We start from the raw sequence: 20,891 nt of genomic DNA on the forward strand, positions 1-20,891 counted from the left end.
TGTGGTCGTAACAAATTGTGCAAACGTTTGAACTAATCTCCTAACAAAGTAGAGGTGATTTCAATTGCAGGCATTGATATGGACGGAACGTGGACGATTGGAACTCATCGAACAGGAGTCCCCATCGTGCCGTACTTCCGGGGAGGTGAAAGTAAAAATCGAACTGGCGGGAATTTGCGGTACGGATCTCGCCGTCATCGCCGGGAAGGAGCCGGGGGTGCCCGGCATCATCCGCGGCCATGAAGCCGTAGGAACCGTCGTGGAGACCGGTGCGGACGTAAGCCGGGTTCGGGTGGGAGACCGCGTCGTTATCGACCCGAACCAGAGCTGCGGGGAATGCCGGTTTTGCCGAAAAGGGCAGCTGCACCTGTGCATAGGTCGCTCCGGACAAGGGATGCCGATCGCCGGGTTAAACCTTCCGGGTACGTTCGCTCCCTATTTTGTTACGGATGAGAGCTTTGTGCATAGGCTCCCCGACGGGATGAGCTGGGAGGCGGCCGTTTTGGTGGAACCGCTCGCTTGTGTTCTGCACAATTTCAAGGTGGCGGGAGTTACCCGGGAAGATCGCGTGCTGGTTCTTGGCTCGGGCCCGATGGGCTTGCTGTGCCAAATCGTCGGCGGAGCGCTCGGCTGCTTTACGGTCGGGACGGAGGTTAACCCGTATCGCCTGTCAGTGGCCCGCCGGTTCTCGGAGCGGGTTGTCCTGCCGGAGGAATTGGGCGGGAAGACCGATCCCCCTGCTCCGGAATCCGGAAAGTATGATGTGGTTATCGATACTGTAGGGACGCAAATGGCCCTGGCCGAGCAATGGGTGGAGCGGGGCGGAAGAATCGTTCCCTTCGGGATTAACGGCGGCTATCAATATATTTTGACTCCCACCCATTATGTGCAGCATGCCGTGAAAATCATCGGGGCCGGCGAATACCTGGGTACTTTTGAGCCGGCGCTGAAGTTTGCGGCAGATCACCCCGAACTCGCGTCGCTGGTTACAAGACGCTATCCGCTGACCGAATACGAGCCGGCGATTCAGGAGCTTTTGGGGTACGACTTCTCAACCGGTGCGCGTTTGCCGGCGGAAACGATGAAAACGGTATTTGTGTTCTAGCCGCCATTTTTGAAAGAACGCTGAAAGGGGATGGGGGGTTATGGCCCGCCAAGAACGCTTGAAATATATTTACCGATTTCTGGCCTCACACCGACCCAAAGAAATCGGGCCGATCTGGATACCCGAAATATGGAACGAATGCGGGTATACCGATATTCTCGACACGAAGCATCGGGAAATAAAAGTGGATCCGGTGCCGTTTCTGCTGCATCATCTTAACTTTTTGTTTCAACTGTCCGAATCGTACGCTTTTGAAGAGCAAAGTCTCGACCGGAGTATCATCTACTCGTCGCTGGTCCGATACACCGCGGCATGGGACTATAACCATGACGGCCGCATTCAATCCGGAACTTTTCTTAGATTGATGATCCTGCTTCCGCTGTTGAAGAAAATGGGCGTCAATATACTGTATTTGCTGCCGGTTACAAGATACAGCCAAATGCACTGGAAAGGGGACATCGGCTCGCCTTACGCGGTTCATAGTTTGTTCGAGCTGGACCCCGATCTGCACGATCCCTTATTGGACGGCATCTCGGAGTTTACGCTCCACGACGAAATGGCCGCGCTCGTCGAAGCCTGTCATCTGGTGGGCGTAAAAGTCGTGGTGGATTTTATCCCCAGGGTAACGGCGAGAGACAGTGAAGTTATTGAAGATCATCCCGATTGGGTGTACTGGATCGGCAAGGAACATTTGGAAGGCTTTCGTCCTCCTTATATTCCAGAGCTGGGCTTCTTCGAAGAATGCAGCCCGGACAAGCTCGAAACCATTTATCGCAGCAAGGAAACGGCGGCTTTTTTATCCAAATTTTCGCCGCCGCCGAACGAATTGAATCCTTTGCTGTGGCAGTGTCTGAAGCAGCGCGCCCGGCAATCCGGCGAGCCGCTGTTGTCGCTCGTCGAGGAAAACATGGGGATTACGACGGCGCCGGCTCACTCCGACTGGGTTAACGATGTCCAACCGATCTGGACGGATATTACGTTTTACAGGCTGTTCAAGGATCATGCGCCGCAAGTCCGGGATTTTGTCCCTCCGAATCAACCGCCGTATGTGTTGTTCGACACGATCAAATGCAACATGTACCCCGGAACGGAACCGAACCGGGAATTGTGGGACATGCTGGTGGAGGCCGTTAAGTTCAACTTGCATGCTTATGGCGTCGACGGGTTCCGGATCGATATCGGCCATGTCCTGCCGGTGCCTTTGCTGGAGGAGATGTTCCGGACGATCAAGGAGATCCGGCCCCACGCCATCCTCATCAGCGAGGACTTGTTCAATCGCAACCATCTCAAGGCCGCGAGCACCGGGTATAATGTCATGCTCGGCAGCGGGTGGAAGATTATGACGGATATTTCGGTGGAAACGCTGCAGGCGTACCTCCAGGAGCTCCCCGAGTTGGCCATACATGTATTCGCCTGTTCCGAAACGGCGGACACCCCCCGAATTGCCAGTCGTGGAGGGATTCGTCTGGCGCGGATGATGAGCGTATTCAACAGCTTTTTGCCGAACGCCATTCCTTTTTTGACTACGGGAATCGAGATGAACGAAGAACAGCCTTTGAACTGCGGACTTGCCGATAATACGGGCGGCGCGGAGATTCCGCGGGCTTTTTTCAACCGTCTGGTCATTAACTGGACACACCCGCAGCCCATGATTCCTTTACTGAGCCGTTTGCATGCCGGAAAGAGGCAATTGGAGCATCTGGTCCGGCCCCAGAACTTTTTTGTACCTGACGCCCAGGGAGAGGTATTGATGTACGCCTATCTGAAAGGGAGTGAGATGCTGGTGTGCTGCTTCAATTTAAGCGCCGACGCTCCGCAGGAAATTCGTCTGAATGCGATCTATCCCGTATCGGACGGTTGGACGGTGTGGATCGATAGTCTGGCCGACCCGGAATTCGCTCTGGTCTCTGCGGCCCAAGGCGGCCGGGATTGGCGAATGCTTCAGCCCCACCAGGGAATCGTCTTCTATCATCCTCAAATCAAACCGTAAAGGCAAAGGAGAACTCAAAAATATGGGCTCGTATCTGAAAGAAATGGTCATTTGGCATGAATTTGACGGTCCGGGAGACACCTCCATTGAATTGTTGGAAGGTTTATGTCATGAATATTCCCGCAAAACCGGCGTTCGGGTCATCCCCGAAGTGATGAATATCGTAGAGTTGTCGGCACGGTTGAACCGGATCGGCGAGGGGGGACCAGCGCCGCAGATGGCTATGGTTCCGGCAGATATGGCCGGATTCGGAGCGAATGCGAACTATTCCCCGGTGCCGGAGGAGTTGCTTGCGCTGGCAGCATCCGACGGTTCGGACTTATCGGATTCCATGCGTTCCGAAGGAATCGCCTACGGCCTGCCGGTGCTGACGGGGAATCATCTGGTGCTGTATTACAACCGGGACATCTATCCCGCTCCCCCGGGCTCGTGGGAAGAGATCGAAGCCGGGGGAAACGGCTTGATAGATCAAGGGCTGATCCCTATTGCCGCCGATCTCCTGGAACCGTATTCGTTTATTCCGTTTTTGACGGCATTTGGGGGTTGGCCGATGCGGGGGAACACGCCCTGTTTTCCAAAGAACGAAATGAGACGGGCGCTGCATTTTGTCCGCGCGCAGGGGGAGCGTGGAGTTCTGGCCAGCATGAACGGTTCGACGGAACTGTTGGACAGGTTCATAGGCGGCCAAATCGGCGCGATCATCTGCGGCGAGTGGATCTATAACTATTTGGATCGGCAGATGCAGCACAAGCTGGGCGTTGCTCCGCTCCCTTCCGTGTTGGGGATACCCTCGCTCTCCATGTCCTCGTCGATCGGACTCGTATTCCCGGGGCATTCGCTGGAATCGGAACTCCGGGAGGAAATCCTCTCGTTTGCCGCCTTCATGCTCAGTGAAGAGAACCAGACGAGATGGGGCACCGAGGTGCAGCGGATTCCCGTTCGCAAGGGGGCTCGGGAGAAGGTGATACGTCAAGCCGGCGCCGATCGGGCGACTCTGATCCAGTTGCTGGAGAAGAGCCGTCCCATGCCGATCGAACCGGCCATGGCTTCCGTTTGGGAAGCGATTCGCCCGGGTTTGCGGTGCTTGATGAATGAAGGGGCGGACTCCGCCTATACCGTGGTCGACCGTTATTTTCGGCATATCGCCGATGTCGCTCAGCCCAATAACTATTAAATCAAAGTGAGGGAAAATCCATGAAGACGAGTGTATTTAGCCAAGTTTCGATCGATGGCAAACTGACGTTGGGGCCGGGCCAGTCCAGTAAGCCTTTGTTCAGTCTGTTTGATGGCGGGGATATGGAGTACATTCATAAATTTCGCGGAATCGTGGACGGGATTATGGTCGGGAAGAACACGATCACAACGGACAACCCCTTTTTGACGAACCGGTATGAAGAGAATAAGAATCCGGTGCGTATCGTTCCCACAAGAACGATGGACATTCCGCTGGACAGCCACGTGTTGGCGGACGAGGGACAAACCATTCTCGTGACCACAGAGCTGGGGAAGGATGAACGCAAGATCGAGCTGCTGCGGGAGCGGGGAAAAGAATGCCTGATTTGCGGAGAAGACAAGGTCGATTTCGCCAAGTTGTTTTCCATACTGGAACAAAACTACGGCATTCACCGCCTGATGGTGGAGGGAGGCGGGTTTCTGAATTGGCACGTGTTCAACGAGGATCTCGTCGACGAGATCATTCTGATGCAGCTTCCGATTATTATCGGCGGGGCGTCGAATATTACACTGGTGGATGGCGAGGGCTACACGCGGCTGGATTTTACCAAAAAATTTAAGGTGGTCGAAGTACAGCCGAAGGATCATTACACCTTGCTGCGTTATATGAAGGCGGTATAAAACGGGAGGACAGGCCAGATGAGCGATGAGCTAAAAAAGGATTTTTATAAAAACGTATATAAAATTGCTCTTCCAGTAACTTTACAAAGCTTGATCATGTCTTTGCTCACGCTCACGGACCAGTTGATGGTCGGACAGCTGGGCGATGTGGCTATCGCTTCCGTCGGAATGGCCACGAAAATTTACGGAGTGATCTCCGTCGTACTGGCCGGTCTTGCGGCGGGCGTTTCGATCTACGCGGCCCAGTTCTGGGGAAAACAGGACCGCAAGAGTATCTCCCAATTGCTCGGGATCGGATTGATAGCCGGGTTTGCGCTGTCGTTCCTGTTTACGCTGCTCGTGTTCTTTGAGCCCCAGCTTTGCCTGGGATTATTCACAACGGATGAGCGGATCTTGGGGGAGGGGTACATTTTTCTGCAAATTATCTCGCTTAGTTATGTACCGACGATGTTTACGATGATGTACTCCGCCATTCTCAGAAGCACCACCCATGTCAAACTGCCGATGTTTGTCAGTTTGTTTACGGTAATGCTTAACATTGTATTGAATTATATGCTGATTTTCGGGAACTGGGGGTTTCCGGAACTGGGATTAAAGGGAGCGGCTATCGCGACGCTAACCGCCAGAATCGTGGAGTGTGCGTTGATCATTGGGGCCGTCTACAAGTTCAGGCTTCCCGGTTCGGTCGATTTCGGCAGCCTGTTCGAGGTCCCCAAGCCGCTCCTGCAAAAGTTCATTCGCACGACCTATCCGATCATCTTGACCGAGTTTATCTGGGTGATGGGCGAGACGGCTTATGCCATGATCTACAGCCGGATGGGAACGTCGGAAATGACGGCCATGACGATCACTTTCCCGCTGCAGGGAATCTGTATCGGATTGCTGTCGGGCCTGGCCAGCGCGGGCGGGGTGATGGTCGGCAACAAGCTGGGTGCCGGGGAGGAAGAGCCCGCCTTGCAGTATGCCAAACGTTTTATCGCGTTGGGGATTTCCGTTTCCCTTGCCGTTGGCCTGGTAATTGCCGCAGCTTCCCCTTGGTATGTTTCCTTCTTTAATATTTCGGGAGAGGTCCACCGCCTGGGGATTTATCTGGTTTGGGTGTTTGCTGCTTTCCTATGGGTAAAAGTGGGGAATATGATCATGGCCGGAGGGATTTTAAACAGCGGCGGGGACAGCAAGTTCGTATTCGCCATGGAATCGGCGGCGACATGGCTGATCGGAGTTCCGTCGGGACTGTTGCTGTCGTTTGTCTTTAAACAACCGGTCTATCTGGTCTATCTGGTGCTTTCCTTGGAAGAGGTGGTCCGTTTCGGGATCGGCATGTGGCGTATCCACTCCCGCAAATGGATCAAGAATTTGGTAAACGATATTGCCGCGTAAGTAACCGTTGGTTTGCTCTACCGAATGGGTGATATCGAACAGCCGCAGGATGAACGTAGGCAAGGCCTACATCCTGCGGCTTTTGGCGTGGGGAAGGATGTGAAATGGTTTCGGAGATACCGGAGATACGTTACGTTGCCGACGTCCACAATTGTAGATATATCGGAGTTTACATCATTAAGGGGAAAATCTCCCGTTAATGTACCGCTTTTGGCTCTTCCATCGGATTTAGCTGGAAAAACTCCATCTATTTCGCGGCCCAATTGCCTGTATACACCATTTCAGGCGAATTAGCGGGAGATTCTCCAGCTAATTCGCCTATGCAGCCGCATATTCACCAAATTAACGGGAAGAATTCCATTTAATTTAAATGAGCCGCAGGTGAAGAGTGTGAAAAGAACCCGCTACACCGCCGCCTATTGTCTAAAAAAGGACAGATCCCGAATCAAACGGGAATCTGTCCTTATTTTGCTTATACCGTAACCGTCGCTCTTTGCGCCCGGATTTCGCCATGGGCCCCGACGGTGTAGCTGTTGTCATATATTCGGATCGCGGCCGGTACATCGGTTTCGTTCGTCACGATAATGCTCTCTTCGGTCACGTTGACATTCAGCGTGGCGCCGCGGAACATAACGTTGAACGAGAACGACTTCCAATGCGAAGGAATGAACGGCTTGAGTACCAGTTCGTCGTTTCGCACGCGCAGGCCGGCAAAGCCTTGGATGACGGACATCCACGTCCCGGCCATGCTGGTCGTATGGCAGCCGTCTTCGGTGTCGTTGTTGTAGTTATCCAGGTCCAGACGGGCGGTGCGCAAATACATTTCGTAAGCCTTCTCCTGGTAGCCGAGCTCGCAGGCGATAATCGCATGCAGGCAAGGGGAGAGGGAGGACTCGTGGACGGTGAGCGGTTCGTAGAAATCGAAATTGCGCTTTTTCGTCTCCAGATCGTACCGGTCGCCCAGGAAGTACAATCCTTGCAGTACGTCGGCCTGCTTGATGTAACAGGAGCGCAGAATCCGGTCCCACGACCAGTTCTGATTCAGCGGTAGGTTCTCCGGCGGCAGATCCTTGACCGGTACGATCTCCTTGTCGAGGAAGCCGTCCTGCTGAAGGAAAACGCCGCGCTCTTCATCCACAGGGTAGTACATATTGTCGATAATATGGCGCCACTTGGCCGTTTCCTCATCCGTCAGCTTGAGCTTGTCGACCAGCTCCAGGTAGCGGGCGTTTTCGTTGGCCTTGAGGTAATCCAGCACCTCCAAAGTATATTCCAGCGTCCAGACCGCAATCCGGTTCGTGTACCAGTTGTTGTTGACGTTGTTTTCATACTCGTTCGGCCCGGTCACCCCAAGGATGACATATTTGCCTTTCAGGTTGGAGAAGTTCACGCGCTCTTCCCAGAAGCGGGAAATTTCCGCGAGCACCTCCAGGCCGTATTGGCTTAAATAAGATTTATCCCCTGTATAATTCACATAGTTATAAATAGCATAGGCGATCGCCCCGTTGCGGTGAATCTCCTCAAAAGTAATCTCCCATTCGTTGTGGCATTCTTCCCCGTTCATCGTCACCATCGGATAGAGCGCGCCTTTGGTGAAGCCGAGCTTGCGGGCGTTTTCCTTGGCTTTTTCGAGATGCTTGTAGCGGTAGATCAACAGGTTGCGGGCAATGGTGGAATCCGCGGTGCTGAGATAGAACGGGACGCAGTAAGCCTCGGTGTCCCAGTAAGTACTGCCGCCGTATTTTTCCCCGGTAAAGCCTTTCGGCCCGATGTTCAGACGGTCGTCTTCCCCGGTATAGGTTTGATTCAATTGGAAAATATTAAACCGGATGCCCTGCTGCGCCGATGCATCGCCTTCAATGATGATGTCGCTGCCCTTCCATTTTTCGGCCCAGGCCTCCGCCTGTTCGCGAAGGAGGGTATCGAATCCGGCGGCATGCGCCTCGAGCAGCGCTTTTTTTCCGGCGTCGACGAGCTGCCCCAGCCCATGGTTGCGGGAGGTGACGTTCGCGACGTATTTGTAGAGCGTAAGGGTTTCGCCTTGTTCGATGTCAAAAACGGCTTCCGCGGACACGAATTTCTCGCGTTCGGACAAGGACGGGACAAATTCGAGCTTCTGCCCATTTTTGAACACATCGAAAGCCATGACCGACGTAACATGAAAATCGAGTTTTTTGGTCTTCAGCGTCAAGTAGGAGAGGTCGGCCGCGGCCGCTTTTTCCACCTCGAGCCAAAACTTCTCGTCATAGTTGGAATCCTTGTTCTGCACATCCCCGTCCAGATAAGGCACAAAGCGGATACTGCCGGAGAAGTTCAGCGGAGTCACCGCATAGCGGATCGCCCCGATTTCCTGACGCTTCATGCTGACGAAGCGGACGGCTTCGATCTGAACTTCTTTGCCGCCTTCCATGACGGCCACAAAGCGCCGGGAGAGGTAGCCCTCCTTCATATTCAGTTGACGGACGAAGTCCTTTACCTCGCATTGGGCAAGGTCGAGCGGCGTGCCGTTGATCAGAACGTCGATGCCGATCCAGTTCGTGCTGTTGAGCACCTTGGCGAAATACTCGGGATAGCCGTTCTTCCACCAGCCGACCCGGGTTTTGTCGGGATAGTACACACCGGCCATGTAGCTTCCTTGCAGGGAAGGTCCGCTGTAGCGCTCCTCAAAATTCGCCCGTTGTCCCATATAACCGTTGCCGATGCTGAAAATGCTCTCGGAAATTTCATGCAGGGCGGGATCAAACGATTCTTCAATAATCGACCATTCATCCAGTTTAAGATATTGTTTCATGCGTACCGGCTCCTTTTTTATTCATCTAAGTAATTAAGATATGAAAAAAGCGGGCATTTCTTGCCGCAGACGGGTCACCGTCATCCCTTCCAGCGAAGGGATCACAAGATCGGCCTCGCCCAGCGTGGCCGGCGAGCCGATGCCGACGCTGCGCATGCCGGCTCTCCGGGCCGCTTCAATCCCGGCTTCGGCATCTTCGAAGACGACGCAGTGCTCCGGCTCCACCTCCAGCCCGGAAGCCCCGAGCAAGAACACTTCGGGATCCGGCTTGGCGCTGGATGTCTTGGTCCCGTCGATGATGACGTCGAAGTAAGGGGTGAGCCCCGTGTTGTTCAAAATGGTCATCGCGTTTTTGCTGGCGGAGCCGAGGGCCACTTTTAAACCGCTTTCCCGGCAATCCTTAAGAAAAGAAAGGGCTCCCGGCAAAATCTCCTCCGGGCCCATTTTCGAGATGGCCTCCACATACCAACGGTTTTTGCGCGCCGCCAATTCTTGTTTCTCTGCTTCACTTTTGTGCAATTGGCCTACCGAAAGCAAAATATCGAGCGAGGCCATCCGGCTGACGCCTTTTAGTCTCTCATTGTCGGTCTGCGTAAATTCAAAGCCCAGGTCTGCCGCCAGACGCTTCCAGGCTTCGTAATGGTATCTGGCGGTATCGACAAGAACGCCGTCCAGATCAAAAAGACAAGCCTTAATTGTACTCATTAGCTCTTTCCTTTCGTCAAAATATAGCGCAAACGTTTGAACAAGCTGCAAAAAATAAAAGAAGCAAGTCTGCTTCAATTATTTTTTCAAAGTGATGATGCCTGTCATTTCTGCTTTGGCATATTGTACATGGACGATTCCCTGATCATTAGGCGATGGGGAATGATATGCCGCTTGCGGTAGCTGCTGTCATCGCTGTTCTTGATCGCCTGAATCAAAACCTGCGAGGCTGTATACCCCAAGTTGTATATGCCGATGTCTATGCTGCTGAGCGGCGGTGTCGACAGCTCCGATAACGGGATATTGTTAAAGCTGACCAGACACAAATCATTCGGTACACTGTAACCCAATTCATGCAGACCGCGCAGGACGCCAAACGATACCACGTCGTCGATCAATACGATCGCCGTCGGACGGTCCGGCAGGTTCATGAAGAAAGACATCGCCCGATAACCGCTGTCCTGCAAGAAGTCTCCTTCAACAATCCACTCCGCCCGAGATTCCAGTCCCGAGTCATGGAGGGCATCCAGATAGCCCTTCAGCCGATCTTGGGAAACGATAAGCTCAGGGGGGCCGCTGACGAATCCGATTCGCTCATGCCCTAAGGAGATCAAGTGTTTGGTGGCATCGTAAGAAGCCTGTACGTTATCGTTATCTACGGATAAAATATCGGGATACTGTTCGCTGCGGCCGATCAATACAAAGGGGTGGCCGCCCTCATACAGAAAGTCGATAACGGGGTCGTCTTTTCTCGAATAGAGAAGAATCACTCCGTCTACACGGCGTCCATTCAGCAGCCTGGATACACCCTCGACCTCTTCCTTTTCGTTCGCTCCGGAACTGATCAGGACATCATAACCGAGACGGCTCGCCTGGGTCACGATCCCCCGGATCAATTCCATAAAAAAGAAGTTGGAGAACAATTCTTCAGCCGACTTCGGAAGCATGATGCATATGCTGTTAGTCGTTTTGGATACGAGGCTTTTCGCCATAATGTTCGGATGGTATCCAAGCTGATCCATGATGCTTTTTACTTTTCGCGAAGTTTCAGCACTGATTCTCGGATGATTGGACAGCACGCGGGACACTGTGGAGGGCGATACTCCGGCCTTTTTGGCAACGTCTTTTATAGTTACAGCCATAAAGAACCTCCTTGTGGAACCGTTTGCCTTACATTGTAATATTAATCGATACCTTGCGGAAAGTAAATAGACCCGGGGCAGCAAGGCCGATAGAAAGAAGGCCTGACCCCACCCGGAACAGGGAAGAGACAGGCCGTGTTCATTATGGTGCGCTATTTCGCTTCGGTTAATACGGCATACCCGTAAGCCGGAAGCCGGACGCTCAGTTTGCCGTTAACCGCCTCCCGGGTTTTCCCGCTTAACGCATCCCGCCATATCGGCGTATCCGTGGTCAGTTCCAGGGTTTGGCCGGCATCATAATTATTCAGCAGCACCAGAACGCGCTCATCGTCCAATCTGCGTTCATAGGCCAGCCGGGACCCGTTTTTCTCCGCGAGGAGAAAATGGATGGAGCCTGTCCGAAGAGGAGCGAGTTCTTTGCGCATGGCGATCAGATTTTGATAGAACGCAAACAAATCACGGTCCTGCTTCTGCGGGTCCCACTCCATGCATTTACGGCAATCGGGATCGGGTCCTCCGTCCAGCCCTACTTCGTCGCCGTAGTAAATGCAAGGCGTGCCGTTGTAGGTGAACAGGAAGGTGGCGGCCAGCTTCATTTTATTCTTGTTGCCTTCGCACAGCGTCAAAAGGCGGGGAGTATCGTGGCTGTCCAGCAGGTTGAACGCCACCTCGCTCGCTTGAAGCGGATAACGGGAAATTTGCTGGCCGATGGCATTGGCGAATCCCAAGGCATCCAATTTGCCGCGAACTACAAAATCGAGAACGGCCTCCGTAAACGGATAGTTCATGACCGCATCAAACTTGTCGCCTTGCAGCCAAGGGGAGGATTCGTGCCAGATTTCACCCAGGATATAGGCTTCCGGATTGGCGTTTTTGACGACTTTGCGGAAATCCCGCCAGAAATCATGATCCACCTCGTTGGCCACATCGAGTCTCCAGCCGTCGATTCCCACTTCCTTGATCCAGAACTCCGCTACCTTGATCAAATATTCCTTTACTTCCGGGTTTCTCGTATTCAGCTTCGGCATAAGCGGCTCAAAACCAAAGGTGTCGTAGCTTGGGATTCCGTCTTTCACCTCGAGCGGGAACTCGCGGATATGGAACCAGTCCTTATAACGGGACTGCTCCCCTTTTTCCAACGCATCGACAAAGGGGGCGAAGGTTTTGCCGGAATGATTGAACACGGCGTCGAACAGAACGCGAATGCCTTTTTCATGGCAGGCTTTGACCAACTTTTTGATCGTTTCGATGTCGCCGAAATGCGGATCGATGCGCATATAGTCGGCCGTATCGTATTTATGGTTCGTCGTCGCTTCGAATAGCGGCGTGAAGTAGATGGCCGTAATTCCAAGCTCGCTTAGATGGTCGAGGTGATCGATAACCCCTTGCAAGTCGCCGCCAAAAAAGTTATCGCGTTCCGGTTTGCCGCCCCAGGGCAACACGCCTTCCGGATCATTGCTCGGGTCCCCGTTGGCGAAACGCTCAGGGAAGATTTGATAAAAGACCGCATCCTTGACCCAATCCGGCACGGTGAACACATCCCCCGGGTTAATGTACGGTAATTCAAACAACCGATCCGGAATGACGGGGCGTTCCTTAGTAAATTCGCTTTCCGTCATCCAAATTTGGTCTTCGCCGGATTTCAGCAAAAAGCCGTACTTCAAGCGGCGAAACGGGGGCTTAACCTCACAAGTCCAGTAATCGAACAACGCGTCGGAAATGAATTTTGTCATCGGGACAAGTTCTTTGGTGGAATCCCAGGCATATTTATCCCCGGCAAACGCATATACCTCGCTGAGATCGTTCTTTTTGGCCCGCAGGCGGAGATGAACCGTTTCATGGTCGTACGCGTAACACCAGTTCAATTGGGGACGATGGTAAACCGCTTCCAGAAGCATAGATAATTCCTCCTCATTCTCAGTTCATGAAATTTGTTCGGCAACCCGAATACACTGTTACGAAGCTTGGCCTTTATCCCGTTTTTACCGTTAGAATGTACGAACCTCGATTATTATATAAAGGGATTAAACGAAACCGAGCACCGCGAATAAGAAAAGGCACATCCGGGCTATTAATGCGGAGCCGAGGATGTACCTTAGGGATAACAGTGCCTTCAAGTTTGGATTCGGTCAAGATTATAGCATTGTTCAAACCATTGCACAAGCTTGGAAACGAGGCTGTAATCAAAGCGAAATTGCGATACAGGGAGCAAACGGGAGCATTATCAAGCTATGTAAGCAAAAGATATTAAAAATGATCTGTGCAAACGTTTTTACAAACTTCGCGTTATGTTGTATGATAGGTGTAGTTGTAAAGCGCTTTCTAGTCGAGGGAATCGATAAATCCCGCGAAATTACGTCAAAAACTGCATTTTTTCTCGACATTATGTGAAATCGTTTGCGCTTTTTTGAAAAGAAAAGATTCTATACAAAACAGGAAGGGGTTCGCTTTATGAAAATGAAGAAAATGTTAGCGCTCATCGCATCTTTGTCCATGGTCGTATCTTTTACAGCGGCTTGCGGCTCGGGCGGTAAAGGCAACAACAGTGAGGGTGCGCCGGCTCCCGCTAATCAGACGTCTGAGAATGCGGGAAACGACGCGAAAGCCGCCGGCGGCGAAATCGTGCCGGAAGAGGGCGCGGAACTGCTCATTTGGGAGAGCCGGGAGGAACGGGTATTCGCGGACGAATTGATCAAGCAATTTGAAGCCAAGTATGGCGTCAAGGTGAAGATCGAAGAAGTGGCGCCGACCGACCAGATCGGCCGACTGACGCAGGACGGATCGGCAGGACTTGCCGCCGACGTGTTGATCGTACCGCATGACCATATCGGGAACGCAGCGACTTCCGGGCTGTTGCTGGCCAACGATGTCTTTGAAGAAGAAACCAAGAAGAACAATACGGAGCTCTCCGTTTTGGGCTCGACTTTTGACGGTGTCCTGTACGGATATCCCAGAGCCGCCGAAACGCCAGCTTTGTACTATAATAAGTCGCTTGTGAAGGAAGCGCCTAAGTCTTTTGAAGATGTAATCGCCTTCAGCAAAACATTTAACGACGTTAAAAAGAAAAAGTACGGGATTATGTGGGAAACGGGCAATATGTACTTCAACTATCCGTTTATCGCTTCCGGCGGAGGTTACCTGTATGGGGACAACGGAACCAACAAGGATGATATCGGGGTGAATAATGCGGGAGCCCTGGAAAGTTTGAAAGTATACCAAAGCTTGAGAGAAATTCTCCCCGTCAACAGCGGTGACATTAATCCGGACGTAAAGCGCGGGTTGTTTACCGCAGGAGATATCGCCATGGATATCAACGGACCGTGGGAACTTGCCGGGTATAAAGCGGCTCTCGGCGATAATTTGGGGGTAGCCCCTGTTCCGACCGTAGCCGGCAAGAAAGCTGTGACGTTCTCGGGCATCAAAATTTACGTGGTTAACTCGTTTACGAAGTATCCGAACGCGGCCAAACTGTTTGCCCATTTCGCCTCTACCAAGGAGGCACAGCTCCTGTTGAACGAGAAGGTCGGTTCCGTTCCGACAAATCTTGAAGCGCTTGAAACCGATCAAGTCAAAAATGACCCAACCGTCTCCGCTTTTGCGGAACAGATCGCATCTTCCCAGCCAATGCCGAGCATTCCGGAAATGTCCAATGCATGGGCACCGTTAAACGCCGCATTCCCTGAAATTTGGGACAGCGGAAAAGACCCTAAAGAAGCAATGGATAAAGCCGCTACACAAATCAAGGATCTGAATAACGGGGTTTCCGCTGAATAACGGCAGATGTTGCTCCGCGAGAAATGCAGATTACCCGCCGCGGTTTAGCGGCGGGTAATTTCCTCGGTTTCCCAAGGAGAGGAGAAGGTGAGAGACTATGAACAAACATCGTAATAACGCTACTATTTTATCGATATTGGCTATGGGATTGGGGCAGCTTTATAACCGGCAGTTTATTAAAGGTATCATTTTTTTACTATTTGAAGCCGTCAGCGGTTACTATTTCATCAATAATTTGGGCAGAACGTTCTGGGGAATCTTCACATTGGGCGAAGTCCCCAGACGATTGATTAAAGGGAAATGGGTCGACGGGGACGACTCTATCGTTATTTTGGTGACAAGTTTGATCACCTTGATTTTTCTGGCTATTTTTATCATCGCTTATGTCATGAACGTGAAGGATGCCAGAAACGTGGGAGCAGACAGGGATCAGGGCAAAAAGGTGAAGAACTTCAGGGAATCGGTTCGCTATGTCCTGGATTACAAGTTTGCCCAAGCGTTTTTGACGATTCCGGCTATCGGGATATTGTTCTTTACCGTTATGCCGATCATCTTCATGGTGATGCTGGCGTTCACGAACTATTCCGCGCCCAAACACATTCCTCCGGCGATGCTGGTTGACTGGGTAGGTTTTGATACTTTCAAGAATCTGGTCGCCCTAAAAACCTGGAGTCATACGTTTTACGGGGTTTTGACCTGGACGATCATTTGGGCCGTATTGTCTACGGTCACAACTTATTTCGGCGGGATGCTTGTCGCCTTGCTGATCAATCAAAAAGGGATCAAGTTCAAAGGCCTTTGGAGAACGATTTTGATTTTGCCGTATGCGATCCCGCAAATGATCTCGCTGCTTGTCATGAGAAATATGTTTAACGGCCAATTCGGGCCGATCAACCAGTATCTTGAATACTTCGGACTGGACGGGTTGCCGTGGTTAACTGATCCGTTCTGGGCAAAAGTGACGGTCATCGTTGTAAATATGTGGGTGGGGATACCGGTATCCATGCTGCTGATCATGGGGGTATTGACCACGATTCCCAAAGACTTGTACGAGGCGGCCGAGGTGGACGGGGCTACCGGATTCCAGAAATTCAGAATCATCACCCTGCCGATGATCCTGTTTACCACGGCGCCGATTTTGATCACGCAGTTCGCCGGCAACATCAACAACTTTAATGCGATTTTCCTGCTGACCAACGGGAACCCGGTAAACGGGGACTATCAGTATGCCGGTTCCACCGACTTGCTTGTGACCTGGCTCTATAAGTTGACGCTGGATCAAAGGAAATACAATATGGCGTCCGCCGTGGGCATCATTATCTTTTTGATCATCGCCTCCCTCTCGATCTATAGCTATCGCCGAACGAAATCATTCAAAGAGGAGGACATGATCCAATGAGCGCACGGAAAATAGGGAATGCCGTACGGTTGACGTCGAGCTATATTGTTTTGGTTATTTTAGCGATATGCGCACTATATCCGGCCCTTTGGGTTATCCTGGGTTCGCTGCGGCCGGGGAGGGCGCTGTACAGCAAATCACTGTTCCCCGAAGCTCTTACATTCGAGCATTACAGGGAATTGTTCACATCGCATACGATTCTGTTCGGGCAATGGTATATGAACACGCTGAAGGTGTCTATTTTTTCCACGATCCTGGGCGTATTCCTTACCTTGCTCACGAGTTACGCTTTCTCGCGTTTCCGGTTTCGCGGACGGAAGAACGGGCTGTCCGTTCTGCTGGTACTGGGCATGTTTCCGGGATTTATGAGTATGGTTGCCATCTTCTTATTGTTGCTTTCGATGAACATGCTGGACTCTCACTGGGCTCTGGTTATCGTTTACGCGGCCGGAGCGCCGATTGGAGGCACATTCATTGCCAAGGGCTTTCTGGATACGATCCCGAGGTCGCTGGATGAAGCCGCCAGAATCGACGGCGCCAGCAACTTTACCGTATTCTGGAAGATTATTTTACCATTGTCCAAACCGATGCTAACCTACATTGGATTGACCCAGTTCGTCGGCCCTTGGGTTGATTTTATCTTTGCCCGCCTGGTGCTGCGTTCCAAGGAAAACTGGACGGTCGCCGTCGGGATGTGGGACTTGGTCAATACGAATACAAACTCGAACTTTACGCTGTTTGCCGCGGGGGCGGTGCTGATCGCCGTACCGATCACCATCCTGTTTATGTTCCTGCAGCGGCTGCTCGTGGATGGTTTGACTTCCGGGGCAAGTAAAGGATAATCGAAAATTAATATCTCCGTACAAATCAGTCATGAGGATATAGCTTCAGCCAAGCTGAGCAGCTATATCCTTTCTTTACATAAGAGTGCTATTCAAAAGGGGGCAGGGACATATGAAGTTTGGCCAAGCCGTACAATTTAGGTCGGTCGGAATGAAGCTGTTTGTCATGGTGTTTGGAGTCATTGTCGTCTTATCAGCCATACTCGGATTAAGTTCGTATGTCAAATCGAAGGAGATTATCCGGGCCGAGGTAGGGACGGCGGCTTCCCAGGCGATCGAACAAGCTGCGGACAAGTTGGACTTTCTGTTTTCCGGCTACGAATCCATATCCAGACAGATGGCGGTAGATCAAATCCTGAAGGAGGATCTGGAGACGGTCACGCGGCCGGATGTCGATATTGTCCGGAAAACGGAGGCGGAAACGAGAATAAAAAACAAGCTCAACGCCATGAAAGGTTCGGATGAGCGCTTAATCGGCATCCGGTTGGTCAACAAGGACTTCTCCAACAATTACGCGACCTCCGGGGCTAGCGGTACGCAGAGAAACGACGGGGTGAAGAGCAGGCTCGACACGATTGCCCAGGCTTCCGGAAAGCCGGTCTGGATTCCGGGTCTCAGGAAAGGTTTTTTTGGAACTGCGAATGAACCGACCGTTACGATGGGAAGGGTTTTGAAGAACCTGAACCATCCGGAAGCGGAGTTTACCCTGCTGATTGAGATCAAGAGTGCGGCATTGACAGAGACCCTGGCCAATTTGAAGCTCGGGGATTCGGGTCAGATCAACGTCCTTACGCCCGATAATACGATTGTACATGCGGCCCGTCCGGAATTGATCGAGACCCCGTCCGCCCTCGGGTTAACGGAAACGCAATTCTCCGGAACCCCAACTTCGCTCGCCGCAACAGACGAGCAGGGGATTAGACAGCTGGTGGTATACAAACCGTTGCGGACCGCCCCCTGGCGGCTGATCGGATACGCTCCGGAGAGCGATTTTCTGAGTGCGGCCGACAAGCTTGTGCATGTGACCGTAATTGTGATGGGCGTAGCCATCGCGGTTGCTTTGGGAATCGGGTACTACTTGTTCCGGAACGTCGGAAAACCGCTGCAGAAACTGTCCCGCTTAATGGAGGAAGGAGAGCGGGGCAATCTGAAAGTGCGCGCGAGTTTTAAAGGCCGCGACGAGATCGGGCGGCTGGGACAAAGTTTTAATAAAATGATGGAACAAATCGCAGGGTTAGTGGACGGGATACAGCGGTCGACGCAGGAGCTGTGGCAGACCGCGGACACCCTGGCCCAAGCTTCGAGGGAGACGGCGACGACGGCGGGAGAGATTGCGGCCGCCACCGAAGAAATCGCCCAGGGGTCCTCCAGCTTGGCGGAGGAGGCGGAGAAAGGAAACGCCCTGACGGACGAGATCAGCACGCGAATGGATCGGGTCATCCATTTAACCAAAGCGATGGACACGTCTGCCGGGCGGATCGTGGAAGTGAGTGAACAAGGGCAGAGGCACATGGAACGATTGGTGGAAAAGACGGAGGACGTGTCGAGGATGACCGGGATGATTGAGGAGAACTCCGGCCAATTAAGTCAAAGCACCCTTTCGATCCGAAGTATTTTGCAGCCGATGATTGAAATGACCCGTCGGACGAATATTTTGTCGCTGAATGCCACCATTGAAGCGTCGCGTGCCGGAGCGGCGGGTAAAGGCTTCGCGGTTATCGCGGAGGAAATCCGCAAGCTGTCGGCGCAATCGAACGATTCGATCCGGAACGTCTCCGCCATGACCGAAGAAATTCAGGCCGCCATCGAAAATACGGTAAACGTTCTTCAGGAAATAACGCCGAAATTTCGGGAACAGCTGGAATCCGTCACATCGGCTTCTTCCATCTTTCGGAGCGTGGGGCGGGAAATGGATGGTTTTGCCGGAGAACTGCAAAGCGCCTCCGCTTCCGTCAGCGAGTTGATGAGCGCCCAGTTGGCTTTACGGGATTTCGTCTCGAACGTCGGCTCCGTCGTACAGCAGAGCGGGGCTTCCACCGAAGAGGTGGCTTCCATGGCTTCGGGGCAATACCGTGTCAGTGAGGACCTGGTCGGCCTGTCCCGCCGTTTGAAAGAGCTGTCGGAATCGCTTAAGCAATCCTTAAGCGTGTTTGAATTGCACACAGCCGAGCAAGTTGACTAATGGACGACCGATTAGGGATGAATGAGTTGAATAATGGATTTTGTACAAACGTTTTATCAAAAGCGTCTTGATCATAGAATGGATTTAGATTGCATTTTGGGGGAAAGTCGCGGGTGAAGATCATTTGGAGAAACAACAGGGGAACAAGAAGCTAACGTTATTTGCTTTGACCTGGCCGATTTTTGTTGAAATGTTGCTCGGCATGCTGATGGGGAATATCGATACTTTGATGCTCAGCCACTTTTCGGAAGAAGCGATGGCCGCCGTCGGCGTAGCGAATCAAATTTTGTTCTTTGTGAATTTGATGTTCAATGTGGTATCCGCGGGTACGAGCGTGCTGATTTCCCAAAACCTCGGCGCCGGGCGGAACAAGTCGGCATTGGAGGTCGCTTCGGTGGCCATCGTGCTCAATTTGCTGTTCGGTCTGTTGACCAGTCTACTGCTGCTGGGTGCGGGACGCACCATCTTTGGGTGGATGAATCTTCCGCAGGAGCTGGCTCCCTCCGCCTGGACTTACTTAATGATCACGGGTGGATTTGTGTTTGCCGAAGCGGTCAGGCTGACGCTGGCAACCATTATGCGAAGCTATGGATTTACCCGCGTTACCATGTATGTCGCTTTTGGAATAAACGCTTTGCACCTCTTGGGGAATTATATCGCCCTGTACGGCTCCTTGAGTGCCCCTTTTTCGGGGGTTTCGGGCGTTGCCATCTCCACCGTGCTGTCGCGGTTGGTCGGCTTGGCGTTTTTGTTCGTCCTGATCAAACTCAAGACGGACTTCAGGTTTCGGATGCGGGGAATCCATGCGAAAGACCTGCGGGAACATGCAAGGGGATTGTTCCAGATCGGCATACCGACGGCGGGAGAGAGCTTTTTTTCCACCATGGCGCAGATTTGCATTACCTCTTTTATCGCGCTACTGGGGACCCAGGCGCTCTCGGCCAAAATATACGCCCAAAATCTCGGAATGTTCAACAACCTGTTTACCTTGTCCTTGGCTCTGGCCACGGAGATCATGATCGGCAGGTACATTGGAGCCAAGCTATTTGACGAGACCTATAAGCGGGGAAAAAATTACGCCTGGTTCGCATCGTTGATCTCCGCGGGCTCCGCTTTGTTGATCGCTTCGTGTTCGGGTTTACTGGTCGGGTTGTTCACCAACGATCCGGACACGATCCGGCAAACCGTTCATTTATTGTGGCTTGCCGTTCTGCTGGAGGCCGGGCGCGCGGGGAACCTCATCCTCATCAACGCGCTGCGTGCGGCGGGCGACGTCAAAGTTCCGGTGTATATCAGCGTCTCATCGGTTTGGATCATTAGCGTCTCCCTTTCCTACGTTCTAGGGGTGCATTTAGGCTGGGGCATGATTGGCGTGTATATCGCGTTTATCGCGGATGAGTGGGTGAAGACCTGTTTGTTCCGGCTCAGATGGAAATCGCGCCGCTGGGAGAGCATGAGCCTCATCGAACGGGAGAAAACTGCGGGGTACTCGCCTTTTTAGAGTCCAGTGGCCATACAACAGCGGCGGACCAAGACTTGAAATAGAGTCTTAGACCGCCGCTGTTTTCTAATTCAAAATCCAATCGTTGAACCTGCCAACTCCAAAAAGATGCAAATCTGCAGGGATTTAAGCCGATCCCCGAGGGAATGCGAAAATAGATGCAAATCTGCAGGTATTTCTAGCCATTTTTGAGAAACGAGCCTACTTCGACGTGAATTCCTGCAGA

Annotated in this window: 14 protein-coding genes; 10 read left to right on the plus strand and 4 right to left on the minus strand. The window is 52.3% G+C overall.

What is annotated here, in order from left to right; genetic code table 11:
• The first annotated feature begins 64 nt into the window (after positions 1–64).
• The 5 genes from FRY98_RS20295 to FRY98_RS20315 are packed head-to-tail and all read left to right on the plus strand — an operon-like array spanning position 65 to position 6,329.
• Positions 65–1,105: a zinc-dependent alcohol dehydrogenase gene (locus FRY98_RS20295; RefSeq protein WP_148455370.1), complete on the plus strand. Its 1,041-nt coding sequence runs from the start codon at positions 65–67 to the stop codon at positions 1,103–1,105.
• Positions 1,106–1,145: 40 nt separating this feature from the next.
• Positions 1,146–3,095, plus strand: coding sequence for an alpha-amylase family protein (locus FRY98_RS20300; RefSeq protein ID WP_148455372.1), 1,950 nt, complete (start codon positions 1,146–1,148; stop codon positions 3,093–3,095).
• 22 nt (positions 3,096–3,117) lie between these two features.
• Positions 3,118–4,269 carry a sugar ABC transporter substrate-binding protein gene (locus tag FRY98_RS20305; RefSeq protein WP_148455374.1) on the plus strand — a complete coding sequence of 384 codons (1,152 nt, stop codon included), beginning with the start codon at positions 3,118–3,120 and terminating at the stop codon, positions 4,267–4,269.
• A gap of 20 nt (positions 4,270–4,289) precedes the next feature.
• The gene (locus FRY98_RS20310; RefSeq protein ID WP_148455377.1) at positions 4,290–4,949 is read left to right on the plus strand and encodes a dihydrofolate reductase family protein; all 660 of its coding nucleotides are present in this window, start codon (positions 4,290–4,292) and stop codon (positions 4,947–4,949) included.
• Between the two features lie 18 nt (positions 4,950–4,967).
• Entirely contained in the window at positions 4,968–6,329 is a 1,362-nt protein-coding gene (locus FRY98_RS20315) for an MATE family efflux transporter (protein WP_148455379.1), read from the plus strand.
• Positions 6,330–6,801: 472 nt separating this feature from the next.
• Here the strand turns inward: FRY98_RS20315 and FRY98_RS20320 are convergent, their stop codons facing one another.
• The 4 genes from FRY98_RS20320 to FRY98_RS20335 form a co-directional block, all read right to left on the minus strand.
• Positions 6,802–9,120 carry a glycoside hydrolase family 65 protein gene (locus FRY98_RS20320; protein WP_148455381.1) on the minus strand — a complete coding sequence of 773 codons (2,319 nt, stop codon included), beginning with the start codon at positions 9,118–9,120 and terminating at the stop codon, positions 6,802–6,804.
• Positions 9,121–9,153: 33 nt separating this feature from the next.
• Positions 9,154–9,825: a beta-phosphoglucomutase gene (gene pgmB / locus FRY98_RS20325; RefSeq protein ID WP_148455383.1), complete on the minus strand. Its 672-nt coding sequence runs from the start codon at positions 9,823–9,825 to the stop codon at positions 9,154–9,156.
• Between the two features lie 104 nt (positions 9,826–9,929).
• Positions 9,930–10,967 (minus strand): LacI family DNA-binding transcriptional regulator, encoded by a 1,038-nt coding sequence (locus FRY98_RS20330; RefSeq protein WP_148455385.1) that lies wholly within the window; start codon positions 10,965–10,967, stop codon positions 9,930–9,932.
• Between the two features lie 152 nt (positions 10,968–11,119).
• Positions 11,120–12,865, minus strand: coding sequence for an alpha-glycosidase (locus FRY98_RS20335; RefSeq protein WP_148455387.1), 1,746 nt, complete (start codon positions 12,863–12,865; stop codon positions 11,120–11,122).
• A gap of 553 nt (positions 12,866–13,418) precedes the next feature.
• Here FRY98_RS20335 and FRY98_RS20340 point away from each other — a divergent pair.
• The 5 genes from FRY98_RS20340 to FRY98_RS20360 all read left to right on the plus strand — a co-directional run bounded on the left by FRY98_RS20340 (position 13,419) and on the right by FRY98_RS20360 (position 20,665).
• Positions 13,419–14,741, plus strand: a complete 1,323-nt coding sequence (locus FRY98_RS20340) for a sugar ABC transporter substrate-binding protein (RefSeq protein ID WP_148455389.1) — start codon at positions 13,419–13,421, stop codon at positions 14,739–14,741.
• 97 nt (positions 14,742–14,838) lie between these two features.
• Positions 14,839–16,140, plus strand: a complete 1,302-nt coding sequence (locus FRY98_RS20345; RefSeq protein WP_148455392.1) for a carbohydrate ABC transporter permease — start codon at positions 14,839–14,841, stop codon at positions 16,138–16,140.
• Positions 16,137–16,982: a sugar ABC transporter permease gene (locus FRY98_RS20350; protein WP_148455394.1), complete on the plus strand. Its 846-nt coding sequence runs from the start codon at positions 16,137–16,139 to the stop codon at positions 16,980–16,982. Before FRY98_RS20345 ends, FRY98_RS20350 begins: the two co-directional genes overlap by 4 nt.
• A 112-nt stretch (positions 16,983–17,094) precedes the next feature.
• Positions 17,095–19,164 carry a methyl-accepting chemotaxis protein gene (locus FRY98_RS20355; protein WP_148455396.1) on the plus strand — a complete coding sequence of 690 codons (2,070 nt, stop codon included), beginning with the start codon at positions 17,095–17,097 and terminating at the stop codon, positions 19,162–19,164.
• 124 nt (positions 19,165–19,288) lie between these two features.
• Positions 19,289–20,665 carry an MATE family efflux transporter gene (locus FRY98_RS20360; RefSeq protein ID WP_148455398.1) on the plus strand — a complete coding sequence of 459 codons (1,377 nt, stop codon included), beginning with the start codon at positions 19,289–19,291 and terminating at the stop codon, positions 20,663–20,665.
• Positions 20,666–20,891: the final 226 nt, after the last annotated feature.

The sequence above is a fragment of the Paenibacillus faecis genome (genome assembly GCF_008084145.1).
GTDB lineage: Bacteria > Bacillota > Bacilli > Paenibacillales > Paenibacillaceae > Fontibacillus > Fontibacillus faecis.

What these genes read in the sequence shown, in the direction of transcription:
- FRY98_RS20300 (WP_148455372.1), top strand. Translation starts at nt 1,146, where the DNA reads ATGGCCCGCCAAGAACGCTTGAAATATATTTACCGATTTCTGGCCTCA.
- FRY98_RS20305 (WP_148455374.1), top strand. Translation starts at nt 3,118, where the DNA reads ATGGGCTCGTATCTGAAAGAAATGGTCATTTGGCATGAATTTGACGGT.
- FRY98_RS20310 (WP_148455377.1), top strand. Translation starts at nt 4,290, where the DNA reads ATGAAGACGAGTGTATTTAGCCAAGTTTCGATCGATGGCAAACTGACG.
- FRY98_RS20315 (WP_148455379.1), top strand. Translation starts at nt 4,968, where the DNA reads ATGAGCGATGAGCTAAAAAAGGATTTTTATAAAAACGTATATAAAATT.
- FRY98_RS20320 (WP_148455381.1), bottom strand. Translation starts at nt 9,120, where the DNA reads ATGAAACAATATCTTAAACTGGATGAATGGTCGATTATTGAAGAATCG.
- pgmB (WP_148455383.1), bottom strand. Translation starts at nt 9,825, where the DNA reads ATGAGTACAATTAAGGCTTGTCTTTTTGATCTGGACGGCGTTCTTGTC.
- FRY98_RS20330 (WP_148455385.1), bottom strand. Translation starts at nt 10,967, where the DNA reads ATGGCTGTAACTATAAAAGACGTTGCCAAAAAGGCCGGAGTATCGCCC.
- FRY98_RS20335 (WP_148455387.1), bottom strand. Translation starts at nt 12,865, where the DNA reads ATGCTTCTGGAAGCGGTTTACCATCGTCCCCAATTGAACTGGTGTTAC.
- FRY98_RS20340 (WP_148455389.1), top strand. Translation starts at nt 13,419, where the DNA reads ATGAAAATGAAGAAAATGTTAGCGCTCATCGCATCTTTGTCCATGGTC.
- FRY98_RS20345 (WP_148455392.1), top strand. Translation starts at nt 14,839, where the DNA reads ATGAACAAACATCGTAATAACGCTACTATTTTATCGATATTGGCTATG.
- FRY98_RS20350 (WP_148455394.1), top strand. Translation starts at nt 16,137, where the DNA reads ATGAGCGCACGGAAAATAGGGAATGCCGTACGGTTGACGTCGAGCTAT.
- FRY98_RS20355 (WP_148455396.1), top strand. Translation starts at nt 17,095, where the DNA reads ATGAAGTTTGGCCAAGCCGTACAATTTAGGTCGGTCGGAATGAAGCTG.